The sequence below is a fragment of the Proteus sp. G3927 genome, assembly GCF_963894685.1.
In the GTDB taxonomy this organism is placed as follows: domain Bacteria; phylum Pseudomonadota; class Gammaproteobacteria; order Enterobacterales; family Enterobacteriaceae; genus Proteus; species Proteus mirabilis.
In genome coordinates this window covers 35203-56683 of the sequence record NZ_CAWQGX010000029.1, presented here as the reverse complement: position 1 = coordinate 56683, position 21481 = coordinate 35203, and the positions used below count along the sequence as shown (strand labels likewise).

Here is a 21481-nt window from a genome sequence, read left to right as displayed (position 1 = left end):
TCAGTGTGTATCGTATAATGAGGCTCAAAATTCTGCTCACATCATAACATGGATTTCACTTCTACAGTGGAATAGCAGATCAACATCAGCACGAAGAGATAGGAAAAGCGTCAGGTCATCAAAAATAAAGCCGATATAAAAAATCCTCGCATAGGAACTGGGGTCAATTCAATAAACGAGGATTTTATCAATATATTTGAATTAATTGATTAAGATAAATTATTTTTTATCACAAACAGGGGGAACAAACATAACGCCCATATCCCAAGGTTGTTCAATCCAGGTATTTTGTGGAATATCAACCACAAAATCATCAACTAACGGACGCCCTTCTGGCTTAGCAAAGATAGTGACAAAATGTGCTTTCGGATACATTTCACGGATAACTTTTGCGGTGCCACCTGTATCAACTAAATCGTCAACAACGATAAAACCTTCACCATCACCTTCTGCTTTTTTTAAGATTTTGAGGTCACGTTGATGGTCATGATCATAGCTAGAAATACAGACAGTATCCACATGGCGGATACCCAATTCACGAGCAAGTAATGCGGCAGGAACTAATCCACCACGACTGACGGCAATAATGCCTGTCCATTGTTCGACTGGTAACAAACGTTGTGCCAATTGACGGGCATGTATTTGCAACATATCCCACGTTACAACATATTTTTCGCTCATAATATTGTGATCCTAGCTACTTGAAATTCGAGAGAAGCTTTTTTGCGGAAAAAAAGGTTGCGCGAGATTATAGTGATTTGAGCGTTCAAAAACCAGAGAAAACATAAAAATGGTCGAGATAATCCTCATTTTTCCTGATATGTATTTTTTTGTCTAAAAAATACGCAATAAAAAAGCGAACACCAACACAGAAATCCAAATTATTAGATAGATACGTAAGAGAATGACGCATTCATCAAAAGAAAGTGATATTCTCAATTATATTTGGCGAATAACGCTCAGAATAATAAAGCTAACCCTTAAGAAAGCGGTAGGCTATTCATAACACAGATGCTGTTAGAGGAGATCCATCGTGTCTGAACTATCTACTCTATCCCCACAACCATTATGGGATATTTTTGCAAAAATTTGTTCAATTCCACACCCTTCATATCATGAAGAAGCCTTAGCGTCCCACATTATGGCTTGGGCGACAGAAAAAGGTTTATCTGTTGAGCGCGATGCGGTAGGAAATATTTTAATCCGTAAACCTGCCACCAAAGGTATGGAAGATCGTAAAACAGTCGTTTTACAAGCGCACTTAGATATGGTGCCACAAAAAAATAACGATACCGAACACGACTTTACCAAAGATCCTATCCAACCTTATATTGATGGTGAATGGGTAAAAGCGAAAGGCACCACATTAGGTGCAGATAATGGTGTTGGTATGGCTTCTGCACTCGCTGTATTAGCTGACGATACTGTTAAACATGGCCCCTTAGAAGTATTGTTAACCATGACAGAAGAAACTGGAATGGATGGTGCTTTTGGACTACAGCCTGGCTGGTTACAAGCGGATATTCTGATTAATACAGACTCAGAAGAAGAAGGCGAAATCTATATGGGTTGTGCCGGTGGTATTGATGTTAAAACCACGGTAGACCTCACTTATGAAACTATTCCTGCAAACCATCTCGTCAAAAAACTGGTACTAAAAGGCCTAAATGGCGGCCACTCTGGTGGTGATATTCATTTAGGTTTAGGTAATGCAAACAAATTATTAGCGCGTTTCCTTGCTGAACATGCGGATGAATTAGCACTAAAATTAATTGATTTCCATGGTGGTACACTGCGTAATGCTATCCCTCGTGAAGCGCATATTATTTTTGCTATTCCTGCGGATAAAGCGACTCAATTAAATAGCATTACCACAGAATTTGAAGCGCTATTAAAAAGTGAATTAGCCATTGCTGAAAAAAATCTAGCTATCGAATTAACAGATACTAGCACCGAAAAACCAGTATTTACTGCTGATTGTCAATCTCGCACTATCAATTTACTTAATGCCATGCCAAATGGTGTTATCCGCATGAGTGATGATGTGGAAGGTGTGGTTGAAACCTCATTAAACGTCGGTGTAGTGAGTATTGTTGACGATAAAGTAGAAATCCTATGTTTAATTCGCTCTCTGATTGATAGCGGTAAAACTTATGTTGTTAGCATGCTGACAGCATTAGCCAAACTTGCTCAAGCAGATATCGAAACCAAAGGTGGTTATCCTGGCTGGAAACCTAATGCGGATTCACCGGTTATGCACTTAGTACGTGACACTTATCAACAACTATTTGATAAAGTGCCAAATATTATGGTGATCCATGCAGGTCTTGAGTGCGGTCTATTTAAAAAACCTTATCCAGATATGGATATGGTCTCTATTGGGCCAACCATTCGCGGTGCACATTCACCGGACGAGCGAGTACACATTAAGAGTGTAGGCCAATACTGGCAATTACTGACTGCCATTTTAAAAGCGATCCCAGCTAAATAATTTTACTTAAAAACAGTTATCAAACCCGCTTAATAAGCGGGTTTTTTGTTATTTTATCTCCCTATAACTTATTCCCAACCCACCTTATAAAAGCCAATTCTTATACTATTTTGTAATAAAAAATTAATACTAATAAAAATAATTTATAGAATAATAATAATTATCATTAGTATTAATATTTACATAATGGTATTTTCACCATTACCGCATTTTAGGTAAAGAAAAATTAAAAATTTAAAGGGATCAACAGTGTCTAAAAAATTTATTGCTACCAACCTATTACTTGCTCTCCCCTTCAGTCTGTTATCGTTACAAATTCATGCCGCAATGACACAAAATTCACCTGATAAAATCATTGTTACCGCATCCCCCTCACAAGATCCGCAAGGACCAATTTCAGGTTTAGTGGCAACAAAAACACTATCAACAAATAAAATACTTAGTGATATAGATAAGACACCACAATCAATCAGTGTCATTACACGTGACCAGATGGATGCGCAAGATGTCAGTTCTGTCTCTCAAGCATTGCGGTATACACCTGGCGTTTTCACTGAATATCGCGGCAGTTCAAACCGAAATGATGAAATATTTATTCGTGGATATAGCTATGCCCCCCGTTTTCTTGATGGACTTAGTTATGGTATGGGAGCCTCATCTTCTACAGGAGCCATTGACCCTTGGCTATTAGAGAGAGTTGAGCTGATCCGTGGCCCGTCTTCTGTTCTATATGGCCAATTAAATCCAGGTGGTCTTGTGGCAATGACCAGCAAAAGACCCACTTCAACAACCATTAATCATATTCAAGCACGTGTAGGAAATGATAAATTAGCAGAGACAGCTTTTGATTTTGCAGGCTCATTAAGTGATGATAATCGTATTCTCTATCGCCTTAATGGATTAGCAAAAACACAACATACTCAAATTAAAGACTATAAAGAAGAACGACTTGCCCTTGCCCCTGCCATCACTTTTTTGCCAAATGAGCAGACACGTTTAACGTTATTAAGTTTTATTCAACAAGAGCCCGAAGCGGGATACCGTAATTTTTTGCCAGCTTATGGTACGGTCAAAAAAACACCCGAAGGCACCATTCCATTTGATTTCAATGTAAATAATGCTGATTATCACCAATCATGGCGTCAACAATATGGCGTTGGTTATGAATTTGAACATGAATTTAATGATAGATTAAAATTGATCCAAAATGCCCGTTATAGCCATATCAAACAAAAATATAAATATCTTGTTTTTGGTTCATTAAGAAAAGATAACCCTTATATTCTGGAACGCCGAGCTCAACAGGAAAAACGAGAAACAGATACATTTGGTATTGATACTCGACTACAAGCTGATTTTGATACTGAAAAATTAGCGCATACAGTAATTATAGGTATTGATTATCAATGGAGTAAAAATAAAGACAATTTATTGCAAGCGATGGGCCCAGAATATGATCTGGATTGGCGAAATCCTAATTATCATTATCCTATTGATATCAGTTTACAAAAAGCGGTGACAAATCAATTACAAAAACACGACCAGTTAGGGATCTATTTGCAAGATCAGATCCAATGGAAAAACTGGATCTTATTAGGGGGATTACGCCAAGATTGGGCGCAAGTTCGTACCTATGATCACATCAAAAACAGCAAAGACCAACAAGACGACCAGAAGCTAACCGGTCGAGTGGGTCTACTCTATGCCTTTGATAATGGTATTTCACCTTATATTAGTTATAGCACCTCTTTTGAACCTAATTTACAGACACGAAGAGCTCCGGGTAGTGCACCATTTGAGCCAAGTGAAGGACGTCAATTAGAAGCAGGAATAAAATACCTCACCCCAAATGAACAGACATTAGCAACACTCTCCATTTACCAATTACAACAACGTAATGTGACTAACTATAACGCCGAAAAAGCCTATTTTGAGCCAGTAGGTGAAATTAGAAGCCGTGGTATTGAAGCGCAAATTAATAGCCAATTAACTGAAAATATATCATTTATTAGTAGCTATGCTTATACCGATACTGAAGTGAGAAAAACCATCACCGCAGGTACACAAGGAAAAGAATTACCACGGGTTCCTAAACATATGGCATCATTTTGGGGGCAGTATGATGAAACATCAGGGCTATTTAATGGTGCTAAAGCGGGCTTTGGTGTGAGATATATCGGTGTATCTCAAGGTGACACTAAAAATACGATTAGTGTACCTGCAGTCACTTTGTATGATGCCATGGTAGGTTATTCTTTAGGCGAGTTATCCTCTTCTTTAAAAGGGGCTGAAGTTCAACTAAATATGAATAATATTGCCAACAAACACTATGTTGCCTCTTGTGCGGGTGAAACTGCCTGTTTTTATGGCATTGGCAGAACCATGACAGCAACGATAAATTACCGCTGGTGATCATCTATTAATTAAAAAGTATATTTAAATACATTAACCATAGTGCGCCTAGATGCTCGCTATGGTTTTTTAATACTTATAATGCTAAAAGAAGTTGTCGTTCCATTTGTGGATCTTGCAACGTGACATGAAAACCGACTAATCTTACTCCCCTGCCATTTCGACGTTCATGCCATGCCTGATAAGCAATATCAATTAAATCCGTTTTTTCTAAAATAGGATGAGAATGCTCTTGGGTGGTTAACTGGAAATCATCAAATTTTAATTTAACCCCTTGTCTCGCAATTCTAAGATCAGGTTTCACTCGGCTTAATCGTTTTTCTAATTCATCATATAATCCATCAAGCAATGCTAAACACTCATCCCATGAATCAATATCTTCAGCCAGTGTGCGCTCAACACCAACAGATTTTCTTAAACGTTCAGGATTGATTAATCGCTCATCAATACCATGGCTACGCTCCCATAAGCTTTGCCCAAATTTACCTAGATTTCTCACTAAGGAAATAACATCCGTACCACGAACATCAGCACAGGTTTCTAATCCCATCTCTTGTAATCGAGCAAAGGTGACTTTTCCTACTCCCGGAATTTTATTTAATGGTAATTTTAAAATAAAGTCATCCATCTGTTCAGGGGTGATCACATATTGTCCATTCGGTTTATTTAAATCAGATGCTATTTTGGCGAGAAACTTAATCGGCGCAATACCGGCGGAAGCCGTGAGGTTAAGTTCAGCAAAAATTTGCTGGCGGATCTGTTGCGCTATCAATGTGGCAGAGCCGTGACAGTGTTTGCTATCAGAGACATCAAGATAAGCTTCATCTAATGAAAGCGGCTCTATTAAATCTGTATAACGGGCAAATATTTGACGAATTTTAGCTGAAGTCTCTTTATATAATGCCATGCGACCGGGCAATACTTTTAAATGAGGGCATAATTTTAATGCCGTAGCCGTTGACATGGCACTACGGACACCAAAACGGCGAGCAGGATAATTAGCAGTGCAGATAACACCTCGACGAGAAGCATTACCACCGACTGCAATAGGGATCTCTTTTAATGTAGGGTTATCTCTCATTTCAATCGCAGCATAGAAACAATCCATATCGACATGAATAATTTTCCGCATACAATCACCTCACGCTATTTACTGTTTAAATATACAGTAAATAACCATTAACTACAATTTTTATTCCCTGATCTATACCTATTTTAAGTGATATTAGTGATTATTATTTTAATTAAGTACGTTTGTTTATAGAAATGTCACACAGTAATGATAGATTACTTTTAACTTATTCTGCTCTTTTTATTTTTATCGTAATTATTTGAAAATCAAATATAAAACAAGGAAATAGAGTTATATGATCAAAATATTTATTGCAATTTCATTCCTCTTTTACTCAGTATTTGTTATGGCTTCTCCTAAAATTATTGCACACAGAGGTGGCACAGCGGATGCACCTGAAAATACCGAAATTGCTATCAAAACAGCACTAAGCAATCAAGCTGATGCAATTTGGATAACCGTTCAACTGTCTAAAGATAATGTCCCTGTTCTTTATCGTCCAAGTGATCTAAAAAGCCTCACTAATGGGCAAGGGGCAATTTCAACCTTTACTGCCAAAGAATTGGCGCAATGGGATGCAGGATATAAATATGGGGAAGCACAACAATTTCCATATCGCAATAAAGGAGTTACTATCCCGACATTGGAGTATATTCTGACTCAATTTCCTAAAACACAATTCTATATTGACTTAAAATCACCTGATGCCGATCCCGTTATACAAGGCAAAGCATTAGCTTCGGTATTAAGCAAACATAATGCGTTAGAGAGAACGCGTGTTTATTCTACCAATAGTGCTTTTTTAGATGCGTTACCTGATAACGTACAACGCTTTGAAAGTCGTGATGTTACCCGCGATATCTTAGCCAATATTACTATGGGACATATCTGTTTACTGCCAGAAAATCTTGATATCACACGTTGGTATGGCCTTGAACTGCACAGAAAAGTTGAGGTGGTTGAAAAATATACCTTAGGTGAAGCTCGTTCAGCGGCTGTATTAAGTTGGGACAAAGATGCGATGTCTTGTTTTCGTGCGGGGGGTAATGCGCATATCGTTTTATTCGGTATCAATACTGAGAAAGATTATTTGCAAGCAGTAGAATTAGGTGCTGATGCAGTTATGGTTGATTCTCCAGCTAAAATAAAAGCATTCAGAAAAGAGTAAACATCGTTGCGACATTGGCGCTTTTTTACCTTAATACATTTCTCTTCTACACTTAATAGTGTCAATAAACAGAAATAAGTTAGGTGGAATAAGATGTTAAATAATAAAGCTTCTGGTGACTGGAATTTATTTAAAGGAAAAGTGAAAGAAAAATGGGGAAAACTCACCCATGATGAACTGGATATTATTGAAGGAACCAGAGAGCAACTGATAGGGAAACTCCAAGAGCATTATGGTTATTCTTATGATGAGGCAAAAAAAGAAGTATTAGAGTGGGAAGGCAGTAACCCTTATCCTTGGAAGTAGCAGCGACTTAATCACGCTATTAAAAAGCTTAATATCCTTATCTGAAAGCGATTTTTCTAAACAAAAAAGAGTGGCGTATAAAATATACGTCACTCTTTTATTTTAGCTATTACTTGATAAATCCATCGTTAGCAAAAAAAGGCATCGATAACCAAATTATAAGATGCGGTTTTTCTGCAATAGCTCTTGGCGAGCAGCTTCTTTCGCCATTCTTTTTTTACGAGCATCACAAGGTTCAGGACAATCACACTCTTTCTCAATACCAATAGAGCCTAAACCACCACAACTGCCCTGAATACTTTTACGTTTAACAATATATCCTAAAGCCATTCCAAAGAATGCCAGTAAGAACAAGATGAAGGCAAAAAGAAATATTTTTAACATAACCTTCTCTCCTTAAATTCTACTTTTTCAAGAATGGGGCGAATGCCTTACTATAACGCTCTTCAAACCCATTTTCAGTTTTAACTATCATAAAAACAGGAATATTTAATTTATTTGCTACCTCTAAGCCCTTTTCAGGCCCCAGAACATTTAACCCTGTTGATAAACCATCAGCACTCATACAAGTAGGTACAATTACGGTAATAGAAGCAAGGTTATGTTTGATTGGGCGACCTGTTGTAGGATCAATCGTATGAGAAAAACGGACGCCATCTTCTTCAAAATAGTTACGATAATCCCCCGATGTCGCAATCGAATTATCACCCGGTTCAATAATTAATTGTACGCTCTGTGTGGTGCCATCATTAGCAGGTTTTTCAATCGCAATGCGCCAAGGTTTATCATTACCATTAACACCTTGTGTTCTCACCTCACCACCAATATCAACCATATAATTGGTAATATTTTGAGAAATCAAATATTCGGCAACAGCATCAACACCGTAACCTTTAGCAATAGAAGAGAGATCAACATAAAGCTCAGGTATTTTTTTAATTAATGTATTACCTTCCACTGCAAGGTAATCAATTCCCGTCCATTTTTTACGTTTAGCTAGTTCATCGGCTGAAGGTTGATGAGTAAAACGTCCTTCAGGGCCAAATCCCCATAAATTGACTAAAGGCCCAACAGTAACATCTAAAGCCCCATCCGTAATTTTATTAATACGAATCGCTTCACTAACGACTTTAGCAGTAGCGGGTGAAACTGGGAATGGCGTATTAATTTCACGACTTTGATTGAAACGACTTAATTCAGATTGAGGACGATACGTTGACATTTGATCGTTCACTTCTTCAAGAATACGATCGATTTCTGTTTGTAAGACGCTTTGTGAAGGTGAATCACTACTAGGAACATATTTAATTGAATAGTAAGTTCCCATCGTTTCGCCTTCTAACACCTGCTGTTTTTCACCACAGGCTGATAAGAAAACCAGTGCACATAGCATCAAGATCCCATGCATCATCTTTCTTTTTAACATATATCTCTCTTCTGATCATGAGCGCCCACATTAGTGGGCGCTTGTCATTTCATACTGTTATGCTTTATCTACTTTATGTGAAAAATCAACCACCAAAGTCATCCAGCATAATATTTTCATCTTCTACGCCTAAATCTTTAAGCATTTTGATCACCGCAGCATTCATCACTGGTGGTCCACACATATAGAATTCACAATCTTCTGGTGCTGGATGATCTTTAAGGTAGTTTTCATAGAGCACATTGTGAATAAAGCCGGTGTAACCCGTCCAATTATCTTCCGGTAATGCATCTGACAGCGCAACATGCCAAGTAAAGTTTTCATTCTCTTTAGCCAGCATATCAAAATCTTCTGTATAGAACATTTCACGCACAGAACGAGCACCATACCAGAAGCTAATTTTACGTTTAGAATGTAAGCGTTTTAACTGATCAAAAATATGTGAACGCATCGGTGCCATACCAGCACCACCACCAATGAAGATCATTTCCGCATCAGTTTCTTTCGCGAAGAATTCACCAAATGGCCCTGAAATTGTCACTTTATCACCCGGTTTTAATGACCAAATATAAGATGACATAATTCCCGGTGGCACATCAGGATTACGTGGTGGCGGTGTCGCAATACGCACGTTTAACATGATAATGCCATGCTCTTCAGGGTAGTTCGCCATGGAGTATGCACGCACTGTGGTCTCTTTAACTTCAGAAACATAGCGGAATAAATTAAATTTATCCCAATCTTCACGATACTCTTCAGGAACATCAAAATCTTCATAGCGCACTGTGTGAGGAGGACATTCAATCTGAATAAAGCCCCCAGCACGGAAAGGTACCACTTCACCTTCAGGAATTTTTAATACCAACTCTTTAATAAACGTGGCTTTGTTATCATTTGAGATAACTTCACATTCCCATTTTTTAATCCCGAAGATCTCTTCGGGTAGCTCTAATTTCAGATTATTTTTAACATTAACCTGACAAGCTAAACGGCAACCTTCTTTAGCTTCACGCTTATTAATATGAGAAAGCTCAGTAGGAAGAATATCTCCACCACCTTCAAGTACTTTTACGCGGCATTGACCACAAGAGCCACCACCACCACATGCAGATGAGATAAAAATACCTTCGTTTGATAATACGTTGAGTAATTTATCACCGGCTGGCGCATGGAAACTTTTTTCAGGATCTCCATTCACCTCAACTTCAATATCCCCTGTATTGACTAACTTTGATTTTGCAAACAAAATCAATGCAGTTAGCACCAATACAATCAGGGTAAACATCGCAACACCTAGAATAATTATATCCATGAGTTCTTCTCACCCTTTATAGCTGAACACCAGAGAAGGACATGAAACCTAATGCCATCAACCCTGTGGTGACAAAAGTAACTCCTAATCCCTTCATACCTGACGGTACATCCGCGTATTTCATTTTTTCGCGAATAGAAGCCAGTAATACGATAGCTAACATCCAGCCAATTCCAGAGCCGAAACCATATACAATAGATTCACTAAAGTTATAGTCACGTTGTGCCATAAAGGACACACCACCAAAAATAGCGCAGTTAACAGTGATCAGTGGCAAGAAGATCCCCAATGCGTTATATAGCGAAGGGAAGTAGCGATCTAAAATCATCTCGAGGATCTGTACCAGAGCCGCAATCACACCAATGAAAGTGATAAAGTTTAAGAAACTTAAATCAACACCTTCCATTAATGCATTTGCGCGTAGTACATAGTTGTAAACCAAGTTATTCAAAGGTACAGAAAGACCCAGAACAACGGTTACCGCAATACCTAATCCAAATGCTGTTTTTACATTTTTAGATACCGCAAGGAAAGTACACATCCCTAAGAAGAACGCCAGTGCCATATTTTCAATAAAAACAGCACGAACAAATAAGCTTATATAATGTTCCATGGCAATTAGTCCTCTTCAACCTGTGCAGGTTTTAATGTACGTAATCCCCAAATTAGCAAGCCAATAATAAAGAAAGCACTTGGCGCTAATAGGAATAAGCCATTAGGTTGATACCAACCGCCGTTTTGGATAGATTCCATCACCGTAATGCCAAATAATTTACCTGAACCAAATAGCTCACGTAAAAATCCAACAAGGATCAAGATAACCCCATATCCTAGGCCATTACCGATACCATCCATAAAGCTTTCGATAGGTGGTGACTTCATCGCATAGGCTTCAGCGCGTCCCATCACGATACAGTTAGTAATGATAAGACCAACGAAAACAGAAAGCTGTTTAGATATTTCATAAGCGTACGCTTGTAAAACTTGGTCTACCACGATTACTAATGAAGCAATGATCGCCATTTGCACAATAATACGTACACTGCTGGGGATATAGTTGCGGATCAGTGAAATAAAGAAGTTTGAGAATGCCGTCACTAATGTTACCGCAATGGTCATTACTAATGCCGTCTCAAGCTTGGTTGTTACTGCTAATGCAGAACAGACCCCTAATACCTGTAAGGCAATCGGGTTATTATCTAACAACGGCCCGAGTAAAACGCGTTTGATCTCTTTTGTATCAGCCATTGATCTCTCCTTCACGAACTTTTTTCAGGAATGGGCCGAAACCTTTATCACCTAACCAAAAATCGAACATATGTTGAACGCCGTTAGAGGTTAAGGTTGCACCTGAAAGGCCATCAATACCATAAGGACTATCTGATGCCCCGCCACGTACGATTTTAATAGCAGGCACACCTTCTTCATTCAGTAAGCGTTTACCTTTCCACTGAGCCTTCCATTGCGGATTATCAACTTCTCCACCTAGCCCCGGCGTTTCACCATGAGAATAATAGGTAATCCCCTTCGCTGTTACACCATCAATATCTACCGCAACAAAGGCATACATGACCGACCATAGGCCTGAACCATAGACGGGCAGTACCACTTCTTGGGTTTTACCTTGATCATCAAGAACAAAGTAAACTTCTGCGGTATTGGCGCGACGACGAATTTTTGCAATATCTTCTTCAGGTGATAGTGCGATAGAAGTTTCATCGCTACGTAGTTCACTATTTAAATCAAAGTCGCCTTTACTGTCTGTCAATTCGCCAGTTTTGAAGTTTACAATCTTAGCTTTAATGCGTGTATCGTAAACTTTGAGTACTTCACTGGCGCTCATTTTAGGCACCAATAAACCAGCAACATCTAGAATATTACGTTGTTTATCCAGTAGCTTTTGCTCTTCTTGCTTAGATTTAAGTCCAACAGCAGAGCCAGCCACTACCACGGAACAAACAAGACATAGAATAAATACAACGAGGAACGTTCTTCCGACGCTATCTTTGTTTTTTTCTTTAGCCACGAGCTTTTCTCCGCTTAATATTCGCCTGAACAACCACATAGTCAAACAGCGGTGCAAATAAGTTGGCGAATAAGATTGCTAGCATCATTCCTTCTGGGTAAGCCGGATTGACGACACGGATTAGCACAGCCATTACGCCAATTAAAATACCGTAAGCCCATTTGCCTTTATCAGTGAATGAAGCTGATACCGGATCGGTTGCCATAAACATCATACCAAATGCAAAGCCACCTAATACGAGGTGCCAGTGCCAAGGCATTGAGAATAATGGATTAGAGTCAGAACCAATCAAGTTAAACAGATATGACATTGCAATCATACCCACCATCACACCGGCAACAATGCGCCATGATGCGATACGAGCAAATAAAATGATTGCGCCGCCAATTAGGATCATCAGTGTTGAGACTTCACCAATAGAACCAGGGATATTTCCAAGGAATGCATCCATCCAAGAAATAGGCTGCTGAGTGACATTATTTAACAATGCACTTTGACCAGAAACAGACCATTGAGAGAGAGGGGTTGCACCAGAGAAACCATCAGCGGCAGTCCAAACAAGATCACCTGAAATTTGTGCCGGATAAGCAAAAAAGAGGAAAGCACGCCCTGCTAATGCGGGGTTTAAGAAGTTACGTCCTGTTCCACCAAAAATCTCTTTTGCAATTACGACACCAAAGGTGATACCTAAAGCAGCCTGCCATAATGGTAATGTGGGTGGCACAATTAACGCAAACAGAATAGAAGTAACAAAGAAACCTTCGTTAATTTCATGTCCGCGAATAAGGGAAAATAACACTTCCCAGAAACCACCTACCGCAAATACAACAAGATAGATAGGTAAAAAGTAAGTTGCCCCAAGGAGCATTTTACTTCCCCACCCAGCATCTGGTGTCAATGATGCACCTAAATACTGTGCAAGTGCATAGTGCCAATCAGAAGCAATCACTTGCTGTAACTCAGCACCACTATACAACTGATTAAGAGCAGGGATCGCTTGTTGACCAACGTTATACATTCCCCAGAACATCGCTGGGAAAACAGATAACCAAACAAGGATCATCATACGTTTTAGATCGATGGTATCGCGTACATGCGAACCATTACGTGTCACCGTACCCGGCGTATAAAAAACCGTTGTGACCGCTTCATAGAGTACATACCACTTGGCGTATTTACCACCGGGCTCAAAATGGTGCTCTACTTTTTCAAATAAATTTTTCAACCCCATGAGTTACCCTTCCTGCTCAATTTTGGTCAATACTTGGCGCAGTGCTGGGCCATACTCATATTTGCTTGGACAAACATAAGTACATAATCCCAAATCTTCTTCGTCCAATTCCAAACAACCTAATGCTTGAGCACTGTCAGTATCACCGACAATCAAATCACGTAACAAATGTGTTGCCATAATGTCTAATGGCATAACACGCTCATAGTTACCAATTGGCACCATTGAACGTTCACCACCATTCATTGTGGTTGTAAATGCAAAACGTTTGTTCTTTAAGAAGTGACCAATTGTGGTACGTGTAATGGAGAATTTATTAGTACCTGGATAACCCCAACCAAATAACTCTTTTTCACGACCTTCGCGTAATACAGAGACTTGGTTATGAAAACGGCCTAAATAGTGATGCGCTTCGTCCGATTTCCAACCCCATAAAATAGAGCCAGAAATAATACGATTATCACCATCGACTAATTGATCTTTCGTTAATTCATAAAGATCAGCACCTAAACAGGTACGTAATAATCGAGGGGCTTTAACTTGAGGTCCCGCTAATGCAACAACACGCTCGGTATATAAAGAGCCTGTAGTAAAGAGATACCCTATCGCAATAACATCTTGGTAGTTAAGATGCCATACCATTTTTTTCGCGCTGACTGGCTCTAAGAAATGGATATGAGTACCCACTAATCCCGCAGGATGAGGGCCAACAAATTGGTTATAGCTAATTTGTCCATCATTGAGTTTTGCCGGTGCTTTTTCACCATGACAAACATGCACCTTACCCTCTGTTAATTTACTTAAAACAATCAGACCATCGTTAAAAGCCTGCTCGTTTTGTTCAATGATCACAGTAGGATCTGCCGCTAATGGATTAGTATCCATCGCAGTGACAAAAATTGCCACCGGCGTGGTTCCTAATTTAGGGGAACGACTGTATGGACGTGTTCTTAACGCTGTCCATAAACCTGAATTTACTAGGTTTGTTTCTACCTGTTCACGGGTCAATTCTGAAAGTGATGAGCTATCATAACTGTCGAAAGTGACTTCTTCATCGCCGTCAACTTCAATAACAACGGATTGAAGTACACGGCGCTCACCGCGGTTAATGGCAACAACTTTACCACACGCAGGGCTTGTGAATATTACACCGGGGTTCTTTTTATCTTCAAAAAGAACCTGCCCTTTTTTAACATGCTCACCTTCCGAAACCATCATAGAAGGACGCATTCCGACATATTCTTCACCTAGCAAAGCTACGTGTCGAATCGCGGGTCCGTCTTCTATCACTTGGGCAGGCGCTCCTGCAATTGGGAGGTCGAGTCCTTTTTTAATTTTAATCATAAGATTTGCACAAGTTTATCAGTTAAACCCTAAGCTACAAATTCACCCCGAAAATGTAGCGACTCTGTAATAAAAACACCTTAAGGTAGTTTGATACCCTAAGTTATTTATCTCCGATAATTGTTACTATTTTCTCTTATTCTGCCGATCTGAATTTTATCATCTCAGTTTCAGCCTGTCTGACTATTCGAGTGATTTAGCTCAAGCAAATGGGAATATTATTTTGACTGAAACGTTAACAATTCGCATAAACCGAATTAAAATATCACATTTCTCGACCAACGATTAAGTTTTATACAGAATATTTTGTAATAGAAAAGAAACCATAGTAGATTTAAATTTACAAATTGATTGCTTCATTGCAATCTACAATCTAGTTTATCAACAAATTTTAAGCCTTTTTTTTGATAAAACCATGACCAGTCACGCAAAACAATTAATCATATTTTTAACAATAATATTAACCTCATTATTTGTTAATGCCGAAAATAGTTCAAAATTTCTTATCAAACCTGTTAAAAAAAGTACAGGAGAGCCCATCTATATTCAAATATTTAAAGAAGAAAACTTACTAGAACTGTATATAGAAAAACAGGATGGACAATTAGAGAAAATACGTACTTATCCCATTTGTAGCTATTCGGGAGGATTAGGTCCGAAGAAATATCAAGGTGATTTAAAAAGTCCCGAAGGCTTTTATCAAGTTAATCAAACTCAGCTTAACCCAAATAGTCGGTTTTATCGAGCAATTAACCTAGGATTTCCTAATCAATACGATCAAGAGCAAGGTTATACCGGTGATTTCTTGATGATCCACGGTGCTTGTAAATCAGTGGGTTGCTATGCAATGACCGATACTGTGATGGATGAAATCTACCAATATGCCGAACTTGCGCTGAAAAATGGCCAACAGAGCATTAATATTCATATTTTCCCTTTTAAAATGACGGACGAAAATATGAAAAAATTCCAATACTCTGCCAATATGGATTTTTGGCAACAGTTAGCACCAGCTTACCAATATGTGGAAGAATACAAAAAGATCCCAGCAATTAGTGTAAAAAACGGTCGCTATTTGGTGAATAATCGTGAGGCTATTTCCACATTAAATTTAGCTAAAAGTATCGATAGTAAATGGTTACAAAATTCGCAACCCACGATCAAATAAAACAAACTCACCAACAGGGATTTTTTGCCAAGATTCATTACCTGTTAAGGGTAATGTCGATATTACCGACACAATATCATCCGCTTTAGTGTGTTGCTGAAAATCAATTTCAATATCTTGATCCAGCAATTTGGCCTTACCAAAAGGAGCTTTACGGGTTATCCAGTGTAAATTAGTTGAACAATATGCCATAACAAACCGGCCATCGGATAACAACATATTAAACACACCTTTTTGTCGCAATTGATCAGCTAAAATACCAATGAAACGAAAGACCGCCGGCCAATTAGATGGTGTTCTCTGGTAACGCTTTTCAAGCTGATTTAATATCCAGCAAAAGGCTTTTTCACTATCAGTCTGTCCTACCGCTCTAAAACGCCCTGTATCCAGTGATTGATAACCTTTAAGTTGTCCATTATGAGCATAAGTCCAATTTTTACCCCACAGTTCACGGGTAAAAGGATGCGTATTTTCTAAACTGACATTACCTCGATTAGCTTGGCGAATATGCGCAATGACAGCATGTGATTTAATGGGGTATTCTTGTACAAAACGAGCGACGGGTGAAACGGCACTAGCTTGTGGATCTTTAAATGTACGACATCCTAATCCTTCATAAAAGGTGATACCCCAGCCGTCTTTATGAGGGCCAGTTTTACCACCACGAGGAATGAGGCCACTTAAACTAAAATTGATATCAGTGGGTACATTTGCACTCATGCCCAACAATTCACACATCGCCCGCTCCTACTTACTCACGCTTTAATTATTCATATAAGGCAATATTACTATATCGTTATTTTTCCATTTCTTTTTCAATCAGCTGGATCAGAATATGAATAACTTTGATATGGATTTCTTGAATACGGTCGGCATAACCAAAATGAGGGACACGAATTTCAATATCTGCGCTCCCCGCCATTTTTCCGCCATCTTTACCTGTTAGAGTAATAACTTTCATACCTTTTTCACGAGCGGCACTAATGGCTTTAATAATATTGCCTGAATTACCGGAAGTTGAGATCCCCAGTAATACGTCACCCTCTTTACCTACCGCTTCCACATAACGTGAAAAAACATATTCATAACCAAAGTCGTTACTCACACAAGAAATATGGCTCACATCAGAAATTGCGATAGCAGGATAACCGGGTCTATTTTCACGATAGCGCCCCGTTAATTCTTCTGCAAAATGCATGGCATCACAGTGTGACCCCCCATTACCACAGGATAAAACTTTGCCGCCTGCTTTAAATGAGTCTGCTAATAATACAGCTGCTTTTTGAATGGCTTCAATATTCGCATCATCTTGTAAAAAACGAGAGAGTGTATCTGCCGCTTCAGTTAATTCGCCACGAATAAGATCTTGGTACATAGGATTTTTACTCCAGAAAAGGGATCAAAAAATATCTATTTCTCAGTGTAACGGATCCAATGATACGAAAGAAGCACCTCTTTACCTACAAATGCTAACTTCTCTCATTTACGAATAATTTGTGAGCTACATTGTAATTAGAATGTAAAAATATTGCTAAAACTTGGTGACTGCATTAGATCTAAATAACACACAACAGGTCTGACCTCTGATGTCTTGCAAATACAGGAGTTTTATTATGACCCTACTCAGTATTGTGCTTTTCTTAGTTCTCATCGGTATACTTAGTTACCGAAAATACAGCCTTGTAGTAAGCAGTATCTTACTTATTGCTTATACTTTCGTGATGGGTTTAGCCAATATCTGGAGCTACTGGCTATTACTGCCCGTTGCATTGATATTATTACCATTCACTCTTCCTTCTATTCGCAAAGCATATATCTCAGCCCCTGCACTAAAGGCTTTCCAAAAAGTGATGCCATCTATGTCTAAGACAGAGCAAGAGGCCATTGATGCGGGAACAACATGGTGGGAAGGTGAATTATTCCGTGGAGCACCAGATTGGAAACAACTTCACAATTATCCTAAACCACAGCTTACCGCTGAAGAACAAGCTTTTCTGGATGGTCCAGTTGAAGAAGTTTGTCGCATGACCAATGATTTCCAAATCACACATGAGCTAGCTGATTTACCTCCTGAGATTTGGCAATATTTAAAAGACCATCGCTTCTTTGCGATGATTATCAAAAAAGAGTATGGCGGATTAGAGTTTTCTGCCTATGCACAATCTCGTGTACTGCAAAAGCTCGCGGGTGTTTCTGGTATTCTCGCCATCACTGTAGGTGTACCTAATTCATTAGGTCCAGGTGAGTTATTGCAACATTATGGTACTGATGAGCAGAAAAAACGTTACTTACCTGGTTTAGCCAAAGGTGATGAAATTCCATGCTTTGCATTAACCAGCCCTGAAGCAGGCTCTGATGCTGGCGCTATCCCCGATAGTGGTGTGGTTTGTATGGGGGAGTGGCAAGGTGAGCAAGTCCTTGGTATTCGTCTCACATGGAATAAACGCTATATTACTTTAGCACCTATAGCCACAGTATTAGGACTCGCTTTTAAACTTCGCGATCCAGACCATCTACTGAGTGATGATGAAAACCCCGGTATTACTTGTGCTTTAATTCCAACCGACGTAAAAGGGGTAGAAATTGGTCATCGCCATTTCCCACTCAATGTTCCTTTTATGAATGGTCCCACTCGTGGTAAAGATGTTTTCGTTCCTATCGATTTTATTATCGGTGGTCCAAAAATGGCAGGCCAAGGTTGGAGAATGCTGGTGGAATGTCTTTCAGTCGGTCGTGGTATCACACTGCCATCTAACTCCACTGGAGGCTTAAAAAGTGCAGCAATGGCAACAGGTGCTTACTCTCGAATTCGTCGTCAATTTAAGCTTCCTATCGGGAAGATGGAAGGAATTGAAGAGCCATTAGCGCGCCTTGCTGGTAATGCTTATCTCTTGGACGCAGCTTCAACCTTAATTACCACAGGTATTATGTTAGGAGAAAAGCCTGCCGTACTTTCTGCAATCGTAAAATATCATTGTACCCATAGAGCGCAACGCGGGATTATTGATGCAATGGATATTGTTGGTGGGAAAGGGATTTGTCTTGGCCCTTCCAACTTTGTGGCTCGCTCTTATCAAGGCTCCCCCATCGCCATTACGGTGGAAGGCGCTAATATTCTCACTCGTAGCATGATCATTTATGGACAAGGGGCTATTCGTTGCCACCCTTATGTTTTAGATGAAATTGCAGCGGCTAGAGATAACAACTTACACGACTTTGATCATGCCTTATTTGGTCACTTAGGCCATGTTGCCAGTAATACATTACGTAGCCTTTGGTTAGGTATCACTAATGGTCGCTTAAGTACCGCGCCAACAAAAGATGAAACTCGTCGTTATTACCAACAAATTAACCGGCTCAGTGCCAACATGGCGTTACTTTCTGATGTTGCCATGGGGGTTTTAGGTGGTAGTTTAAAACGTCGTGAACGTATTTCTGCAAGGCTTGGCGATATTTTAAGTCATATTTTCCTCGCCTCTGCGGTGCTAAAACGTTATGAGGATGAAGGTCGTAATACCGCTGATTTACCACTGGTACACTGGAGTATTAAAGAGTGTTTATACCAAGCAGAAAATGCCATTGATGAGCTATTACGCAATTTCCCAAATCGTTTTATTGCAGGAGCCCTGCGCGCCATTATTTTCCCTCTAGGTAAAGTGCAGAAACTGCCTTCAGATAAGTTAGATAGTAAAGTGGCTCAAATTATCCAACAACCTTCTGAAACCCGTGATCGTATTGGTAAAGGGCAATTCCTCACACCCAGTGAGCACAATCCTCATGGTTTAATGGAAGAAGCTCTGCTCGATATTTTAGCTGCAGAGCCACTGTTTGAACGTATCTGTCGACTCTATGAAAAGAAATTTAGCTTCACTCAATTAGATAAATTAGCGGATAAGGCTTTAGCTGATAAACGAGTGACTCCCGAAGAAGCAGATATCTTACGCAAAGCGGAGCAAAGCCGTTTACGTAGTATTAATGTGGATGAATTTGACTTTGATGCCTTGGCGGTGCCGGCAAAAAAGTCGTCAACTGACACAATAAAAACAGATAAAGCAGCCTAATTATGCCGTTATGATCGTCAATAAATAGTCTGCCATTTAACGACTGAAACACGGATACAACACCTCATTATTTTAATTTAATAATGAGGTGTTTTTTATTGGGAGATGATCACACTGGGAGGAATAGTAAAAGTTACAGGTTAATTTCTAGCGCTAATAGCTCTTCAATGGTTTGACGACGTCTAATTAATTGAGGTATGCCCTGTGAAATTAACACTTCAGGAATAAGGGGACGACTATTATAGTTAGATGACATTGATGCACCATAAGCCCCCGTATCATGAATAACTAAGTAATCACCAACTTCTGCCGGAGGTAATAAACGAGGAGCAACCATTCCTCCTTCTTGCTGGGTAAACACATCACCAGATTCACAAAGAGGCCCCGCAACTATGGTTTCTTGTTGAAACTCGCTAGATTTTAATTGGCCGTATTTATCTAATAATGTGATTTGATGGTAACTACCATACATAGCTGGGCGCATTAAATCACTAAACCCTGCATCCACCAGCACATAATGACGATTTCCCATCGACTTAACCGCCCTTACTTGTGACACTAACACGCCAGACTCAGCCACTAAAAAGCGTCCTGGTTCAATTTCCAGTTCAATATCATGCCCAAGGTGTTGCGCTATACGTTGACGCGCACTATCCCATAAAGAGAAATAGTGGTTTAAATCGACTCTTTTATCTCCTTGCTGATAAGGTGTTGACAATCCCCCACCGGCCGAGATGGCTTTAATATCAACATTAGAGGTGAGTACTTGCTCAACCATTGCATCACAGACACTCGCTAAATGCTGATAATCAACCCCTGAGCCAATATGCATATGGAAACCAACCAAACTCAAATTGTATTGATTAATTACCGCTAATGCTTCTGGCACATCTTCATACCAAATACCATGTTTGCTATTTTCCCCACCCGTATTGGTCTTTTGGCTATGTCCATGACCAAACCCAGGATTTATTCTTATCCACACCGCGTGCCCTTGATGACGTTCTCCAAGTTGGCGAAGCATATCAATAGAACCTGCATTAACCGGAATATCTAATTCAACCACACGTTCAATCGTTTTTTCATCGAGTAAATCTGCGGTAAAGATAATTTCACTACGCTCGCGACCACCTTGGAAACCGGCAACCAACGCCCGCTCAATTTCACCTAGTGAGACAGAATCAACTTTAACGCCCTGCTGTTTCATTAACCGTAAAATATGAATGTTAGAGCAGGCTTTTTGTGCAAAACGAACCACATCAAAGGCTTTTAATTGCTCAATATGTTCAGAAATAGTCTCACCTTGATAGATCCATAATGGCGTGCCATAAGTTTGTGCTAATTGAGATAGGATCGCATTGTTGGATGTTGTCATCATTTTTTACTCAGCAATGTAGGGTGAATAAAAATATTATTAAGCAATTAAAGCGGGAATAAAAATATCAAATTAGCTATAGTCTATTC

General features: G+C 39.4%; 19 protein-coding genes. 6 read left to right on the top strand and 13 right to left on the bottom strand.

Annotation, left to right across the window (positions count from 1 at the left end):
* Positions 1–219: 219 nt before the first annotated feature.
* Positions 220–681 (bottom strand): xanthine phosphoribosyltransferase, encoded by a 462-nt coding sequence (gene gpt, locus AACV00_RS13010; RefSeq protein WP_004244790.1) that lies wholly within the window; start codon positions 679–681, stop codon positions 220–222.
* A 352-nt stretch (positions 682–1033) separates the two neighbouring features.
* On the opposite strand from gpt, the gene AACV00_RS13005 reads away from it, so the two are divergent.
* Both AACV00_RS13005 and AACV00_RS13000 read left to right on the top strand, forming a co-directional pair.
* Positions 1034–2491 (top strand): aminoacyl-histidine dipeptidase, encoded by a 1458-nt coding sequence (locus AACV00_RS13005; protein WP_049199678.1) that lies wholly within the window; start codon positions 1034–1036, stop codon positions 2489–2491.
* A 249-nt stretch (positions 2492–2740) separates the two neighbouring features.
* Positions 2741–4903 carry a TonB-dependent siderophore receptor gene (locus AACV00_RS13000; protein WP_161680243.1) on the top strand — a complete coding sequence of 721 codons (2163 nt, stop codon included), beginning with the start codon at positions 2741–2743 and terminating at the stop codon, positions 4901–4903.
* Between the two features lie 76 nt (positions 4904–4979).
* On the opposite strand, the gene dinB is transcribed toward AACV00_RS13000, so the two are convergent.
* Positions 4980–6035, bottom strand: coding sequence for a DNA polymerase IV (gene dinB / locus AACV00_RS12995; RefSeq protein WP_004244794.1), 1056 nt, complete (start codon positions 6033–6035; stop codon positions 4980–4982).
* A 235-nt stretch (positions 6036–6270) separates the two neighbouring features.
* Between dinB and AACV00_RS12990 the strand changes: the two genes are divergently transcribed.
* Positions 6271–7143, top strand: a complete 873-nt coding sequence (locus AACV00_RS12990) for a glycerophosphodiester phosphodiesterase family protein (RefSeq protein WP_004244795.1) — start codon at positions 6271–6273, stop codon at positions 7141–7143.
* A gap of 93 nt (positions 7144–7236) precedes the next feature.
* Positions 7237–7449, top strand: a complete 213-nt coding sequence (locus AACV00_RS12985) for a CsbD family protein (protein WP_004244796.1) — start codon at positions 7237–7239, stop codon at positions 7447–7449.
* A 156-nt stretch (positions 7450–7605) separates the two neighbouring features.
* On the opposite strand, the gene nqrM is transcribed toward AACV00_RS12985, so the two are convergent.
* The 8 genes from nqrM to AACV00_RS12945 all read right to left on the bottom strand — a co-directional run bounded on the left by nqrM (position 7606) and on the right by AACV00_RS12945 (position 14788).
* Positions 7606–7833: a (Na+)-NQR maturation NqrM gene (nqrM, locus tag AACV00_RS12980; protein ID WP_004244797.1), complete on the bottom strand. Its 228-nt coding sequence runs from the start codon at positions 7831–7833 to the stop codon at positions 7606–7608.
* Positions 7834–7852: 19 nt separating this feature from the next.
* Positions 7853–8875 carry an FAD:protein FMN transferase gene (locus tag AACV00_RS12975; RefSeq protein ID WP_004244798.1) on the bottom strand — a complete coding sequence of 341 codons (1023 nt, stop codon included), beginning with the start codon at positions 8873–8875 and terminating at the stop codon, positions 7853–7855.
* A gap of 85 nt (positions 8876–8960) precedes the next feature.
* Positions 8961–10187 (bottom strand): NADH:ubiquinone reductase (Na(+)-transporting) subunit F, encoded by a 1227-nt coding sequence (gene nqrF, locus AACV00_RS12970; protein WP_004244799.1) that lies wholly within the window; start codon positions 10185–10187, stop codon positions 8961–8963.
* A gap of 16 nt (positions 10188–10203) precedes the next feature.
* Complete coding sequence (gene nqrE, locus AACV00_RS12965; RefSeq protein WP_004244800.1) at positions 10204–10800, bottom strand: NADH:ubiquinone reductase (Na(+)-transporting) subunit E; 597 nt, start codon at positions 10798–10800, stop codon at positions 10204–10206.
* A 5-nt stretch (positions 10801–10805) separates the two neighbouring features.
* Positions 10806–11435, bottom strand: coding sequence for an NADH:ubiquinone reductase (Na(+)-transporting) subunit D (locus AACV00_RS12960; RefSeq protein ID WP_004244801.1), 630 nt, complete (start codon positions 11433–11435; stop codon positions 10806–10808).
* Positions 11428–12213 carry a Na(+)-translocating NADH-quinone reductase subunit C gene (locus AACV00_RS12955; RefSeq protein ID WP_004244802.1) on the bottom strand — a complete coding sequence of 262 codons (786 nt, stop codon included), beginning with the start codon at positions 12211–12213 and terminating at the stop codon, positions 11428–11430. The genes AACV00_RS12960 and AACV00_RS12955 overlap by 8 nt, the downstream gene beginning before the upstream one ends.
* Positions 12206–13444: an NADH:ubiquinone reductase (Na(+)-transporting) subunit B gene (locus tag AACV00_RS12950; protein ID WP_004244803.1), complete on the bottom strand. Its 1239-nt coding sequence runs from the start codon at positions 13442–13444 to the stop codon at positions 12206–12208. Before AACV00_RS12950 ends, AACV00_RS12955 begins: the two co-directional genes overlap by 8 nt.
* A gap of 3 nt (positions 13445–13447) precedes the next feature.
* The gene (locus tag AACV00_RS12945; RefSeq protein WP_004247390.1) at positions 13448–14788 is read right to left on the bottom strand and encodes a Na(+)-translocating NADH-quinone reductase subunit A; all 1341 of its coding nucleotides are present in this window, start codon (positions 14786–14788) and stop codon (positions 13448–13450) included.
* Positions 14789–15203: 415 nt separating this feature from the next.
* Between AACV00_RS12945 and AACV00_RS12940 the strand changes: the two genes are divergently transcribed.
* Positions 15204–15956, top strand: a complete 753-nt coding sequence (locus AACV00_RS12940) for a L,D-transpeptidase family protein (RefSeq protein WP_004247389.1) — start codon at positions 15204–15206, stop codon at positions 15954–15956.
* Here AACV00_RS12940 and AACV00_RS12935 read toward each other — a convergent pair.
* Both AACV00_RS12935 and lpcA read right to left on the bottom strand, forming a co-directional pair.
* The gene (locus tag AACV00_RS12935; protein ID WP_004247388.1) at positions 15927–16694 is read right to left on the bottom strand and encodes a class II glutamine amidotransferase; all 768 of its coding nucleotides are present in this window, start codon (positions 16692–16694) and stop codon (positions 15927–15929) included. The genes AACV00_RS12940 and AACV00_RS12935 overlap by 30 nt on opposite strands.
* A gap of 58 nt (positions 16695–16752) precedes the next feature.
* Positions 16753–17331 (bottom strand): D-sedoheptulose 7-phosphate isomerase, encoded by a 579-nt coding sequence (lpcA, locus tag AACV00_RS12930; RefSeq protein ID WP_004244807.1) that lies wholly within the window; start codon positions 17329–17331, stop codon positions 16753–16755.
* 238 nt (positions 17332–17569) lie between these two features.
* On the opposite strand from lpcA, the gene fadE reads away from it, so the two are divergent.
* Positions 17570–20017 carry an acyl-CoA dehydrogenase FadE gene (gene fadE / locus AACV00_RS12925; protein WP_004247387.1) on the top strand — a complete coding sequence of 816 codons (2448 nt, stop codon included), beginning with the start codon at positions 17570–17572 and terminating at the stop codon, positions 20015–20017.
* A 133-nt stretch (positions 20018–20150) separates the two neighbouring features.
* Here fadE and lysA read toward each other — a convergent pair whose 3' ends face one another.
* Positions 20151–21395, bottom strand: a complete 1245-nt coding sequence (gene lysA, locus AACV00_RS12920) for a diaminopimelate decarboxylase (RefSeq protein ID WP_012367564.1) — start codon at positions 21393–21395, stop codon at positions 20151–20153.
* Positions 21396–21481: the final 86 nt, after the last annotated feature.

Coding starts and splice junctions, on each gene's coding strand:
- AACV00_RS12990 (WP_004244795.1), top strand. CDS start 6,271: ATGATCAAAATATTTATTGCAATTTCATTCCTCTTTTACTCAGTATTT.
- AACV00_RS12945 (WP_004247390.1), bottom strand. CDS start 14,788: ATGATTAAAATTAAAAAAGGACTCGACCTCCCAATTGCAGGAGCGCCT.
- lysA (WP_012367564.1), bottom strand. CDS start 21,395: ATGATGACAACATCCAACAATGCGATCCTATCTCAATTAGCACAAACT.
- nqrM (WP_004244797.1), bottom strand. CDS start 7,833: ATGTTAAAAATATTTCTTTTTGCCTTCATCTTGTTCTTACTGGCATTC.
- AACV00_RS12975 (WP_004244798.1), bottom strand. CDS start 8,875: ATGTTAAAAAGAAAGATGATGCATGGGATCTTGATGCTATGTGCACTG.
- fadE (WP_004247387.1), top strand. CDS start 17,570: ATGACCCTACTCAGTATTGTGCTTTTCTTAGTTCTCATCGGTATACTT.
- AACV00_RS12960 (WP_004244801.1), bottom strand. CDS start 11,435: ATGGCTGATACAAAAGAGATCAAACGCGTTTTACTCGGGCCGTTGTTA.
- AACV00_RS12950 (WP_004244803.1), bottom strand. CDS start 13,444: ATGGGGTTGAAAAATTTATTTGAAAAAGTAGAGCACCATTTTGAGCCC.
- AACV00_RS12985 (WP_004244796.1), top strand. CDS start 7,237: ATGTTAAATAATAAAGCTTCTGGTGACTGGAATTTATTTAAAGGAAAA.
- gpt (WP_004244790.1), bottom strand. CDS start 681: ATGAGCGAAAAATATGTTGTAACGTGGGATATGTTGCAAATACATGCC.
- AACV00_RS12935 (WP_004247388.1), bottom strand. CDS start 16,694: ATGTGTGAATTGTTGGGCATGAGTGCAAATGTACCCACTGATATCAAT.
- lpcA (WP_004244807.1), bottom strand. CDS start 17,331: ATGTACCAAGATCTTATTCGTGGCGAATTAACTGAAGCGGCAGATACA.
- nqrF (WP_004244799.1), bottom strand. CDS start 10,187: ATGGATATAATTATTCTAGGTGTTGCGATGTTTACCCTGATTGTATTG.
- dinB (WP_004244794.1), bottom strand. CDS start 6,035: ATGCGGAAAATTATTCATGTCGATATGGATTGTTTCTATGCTGCGATT.
- nqrE (WP_004244800.1), bottom strand. CDS start 10,800: ATGGAACATTATATAAGCTTATTTGTTCGTGCTGTTTTTATTGAAAAT.
- AACV00_RS12940 (WP_004247389.1), top strand. CDS start 15,204: ATGACCAGTCACGCAAAACAATTAATCATATTTTTAACAATAATATTA.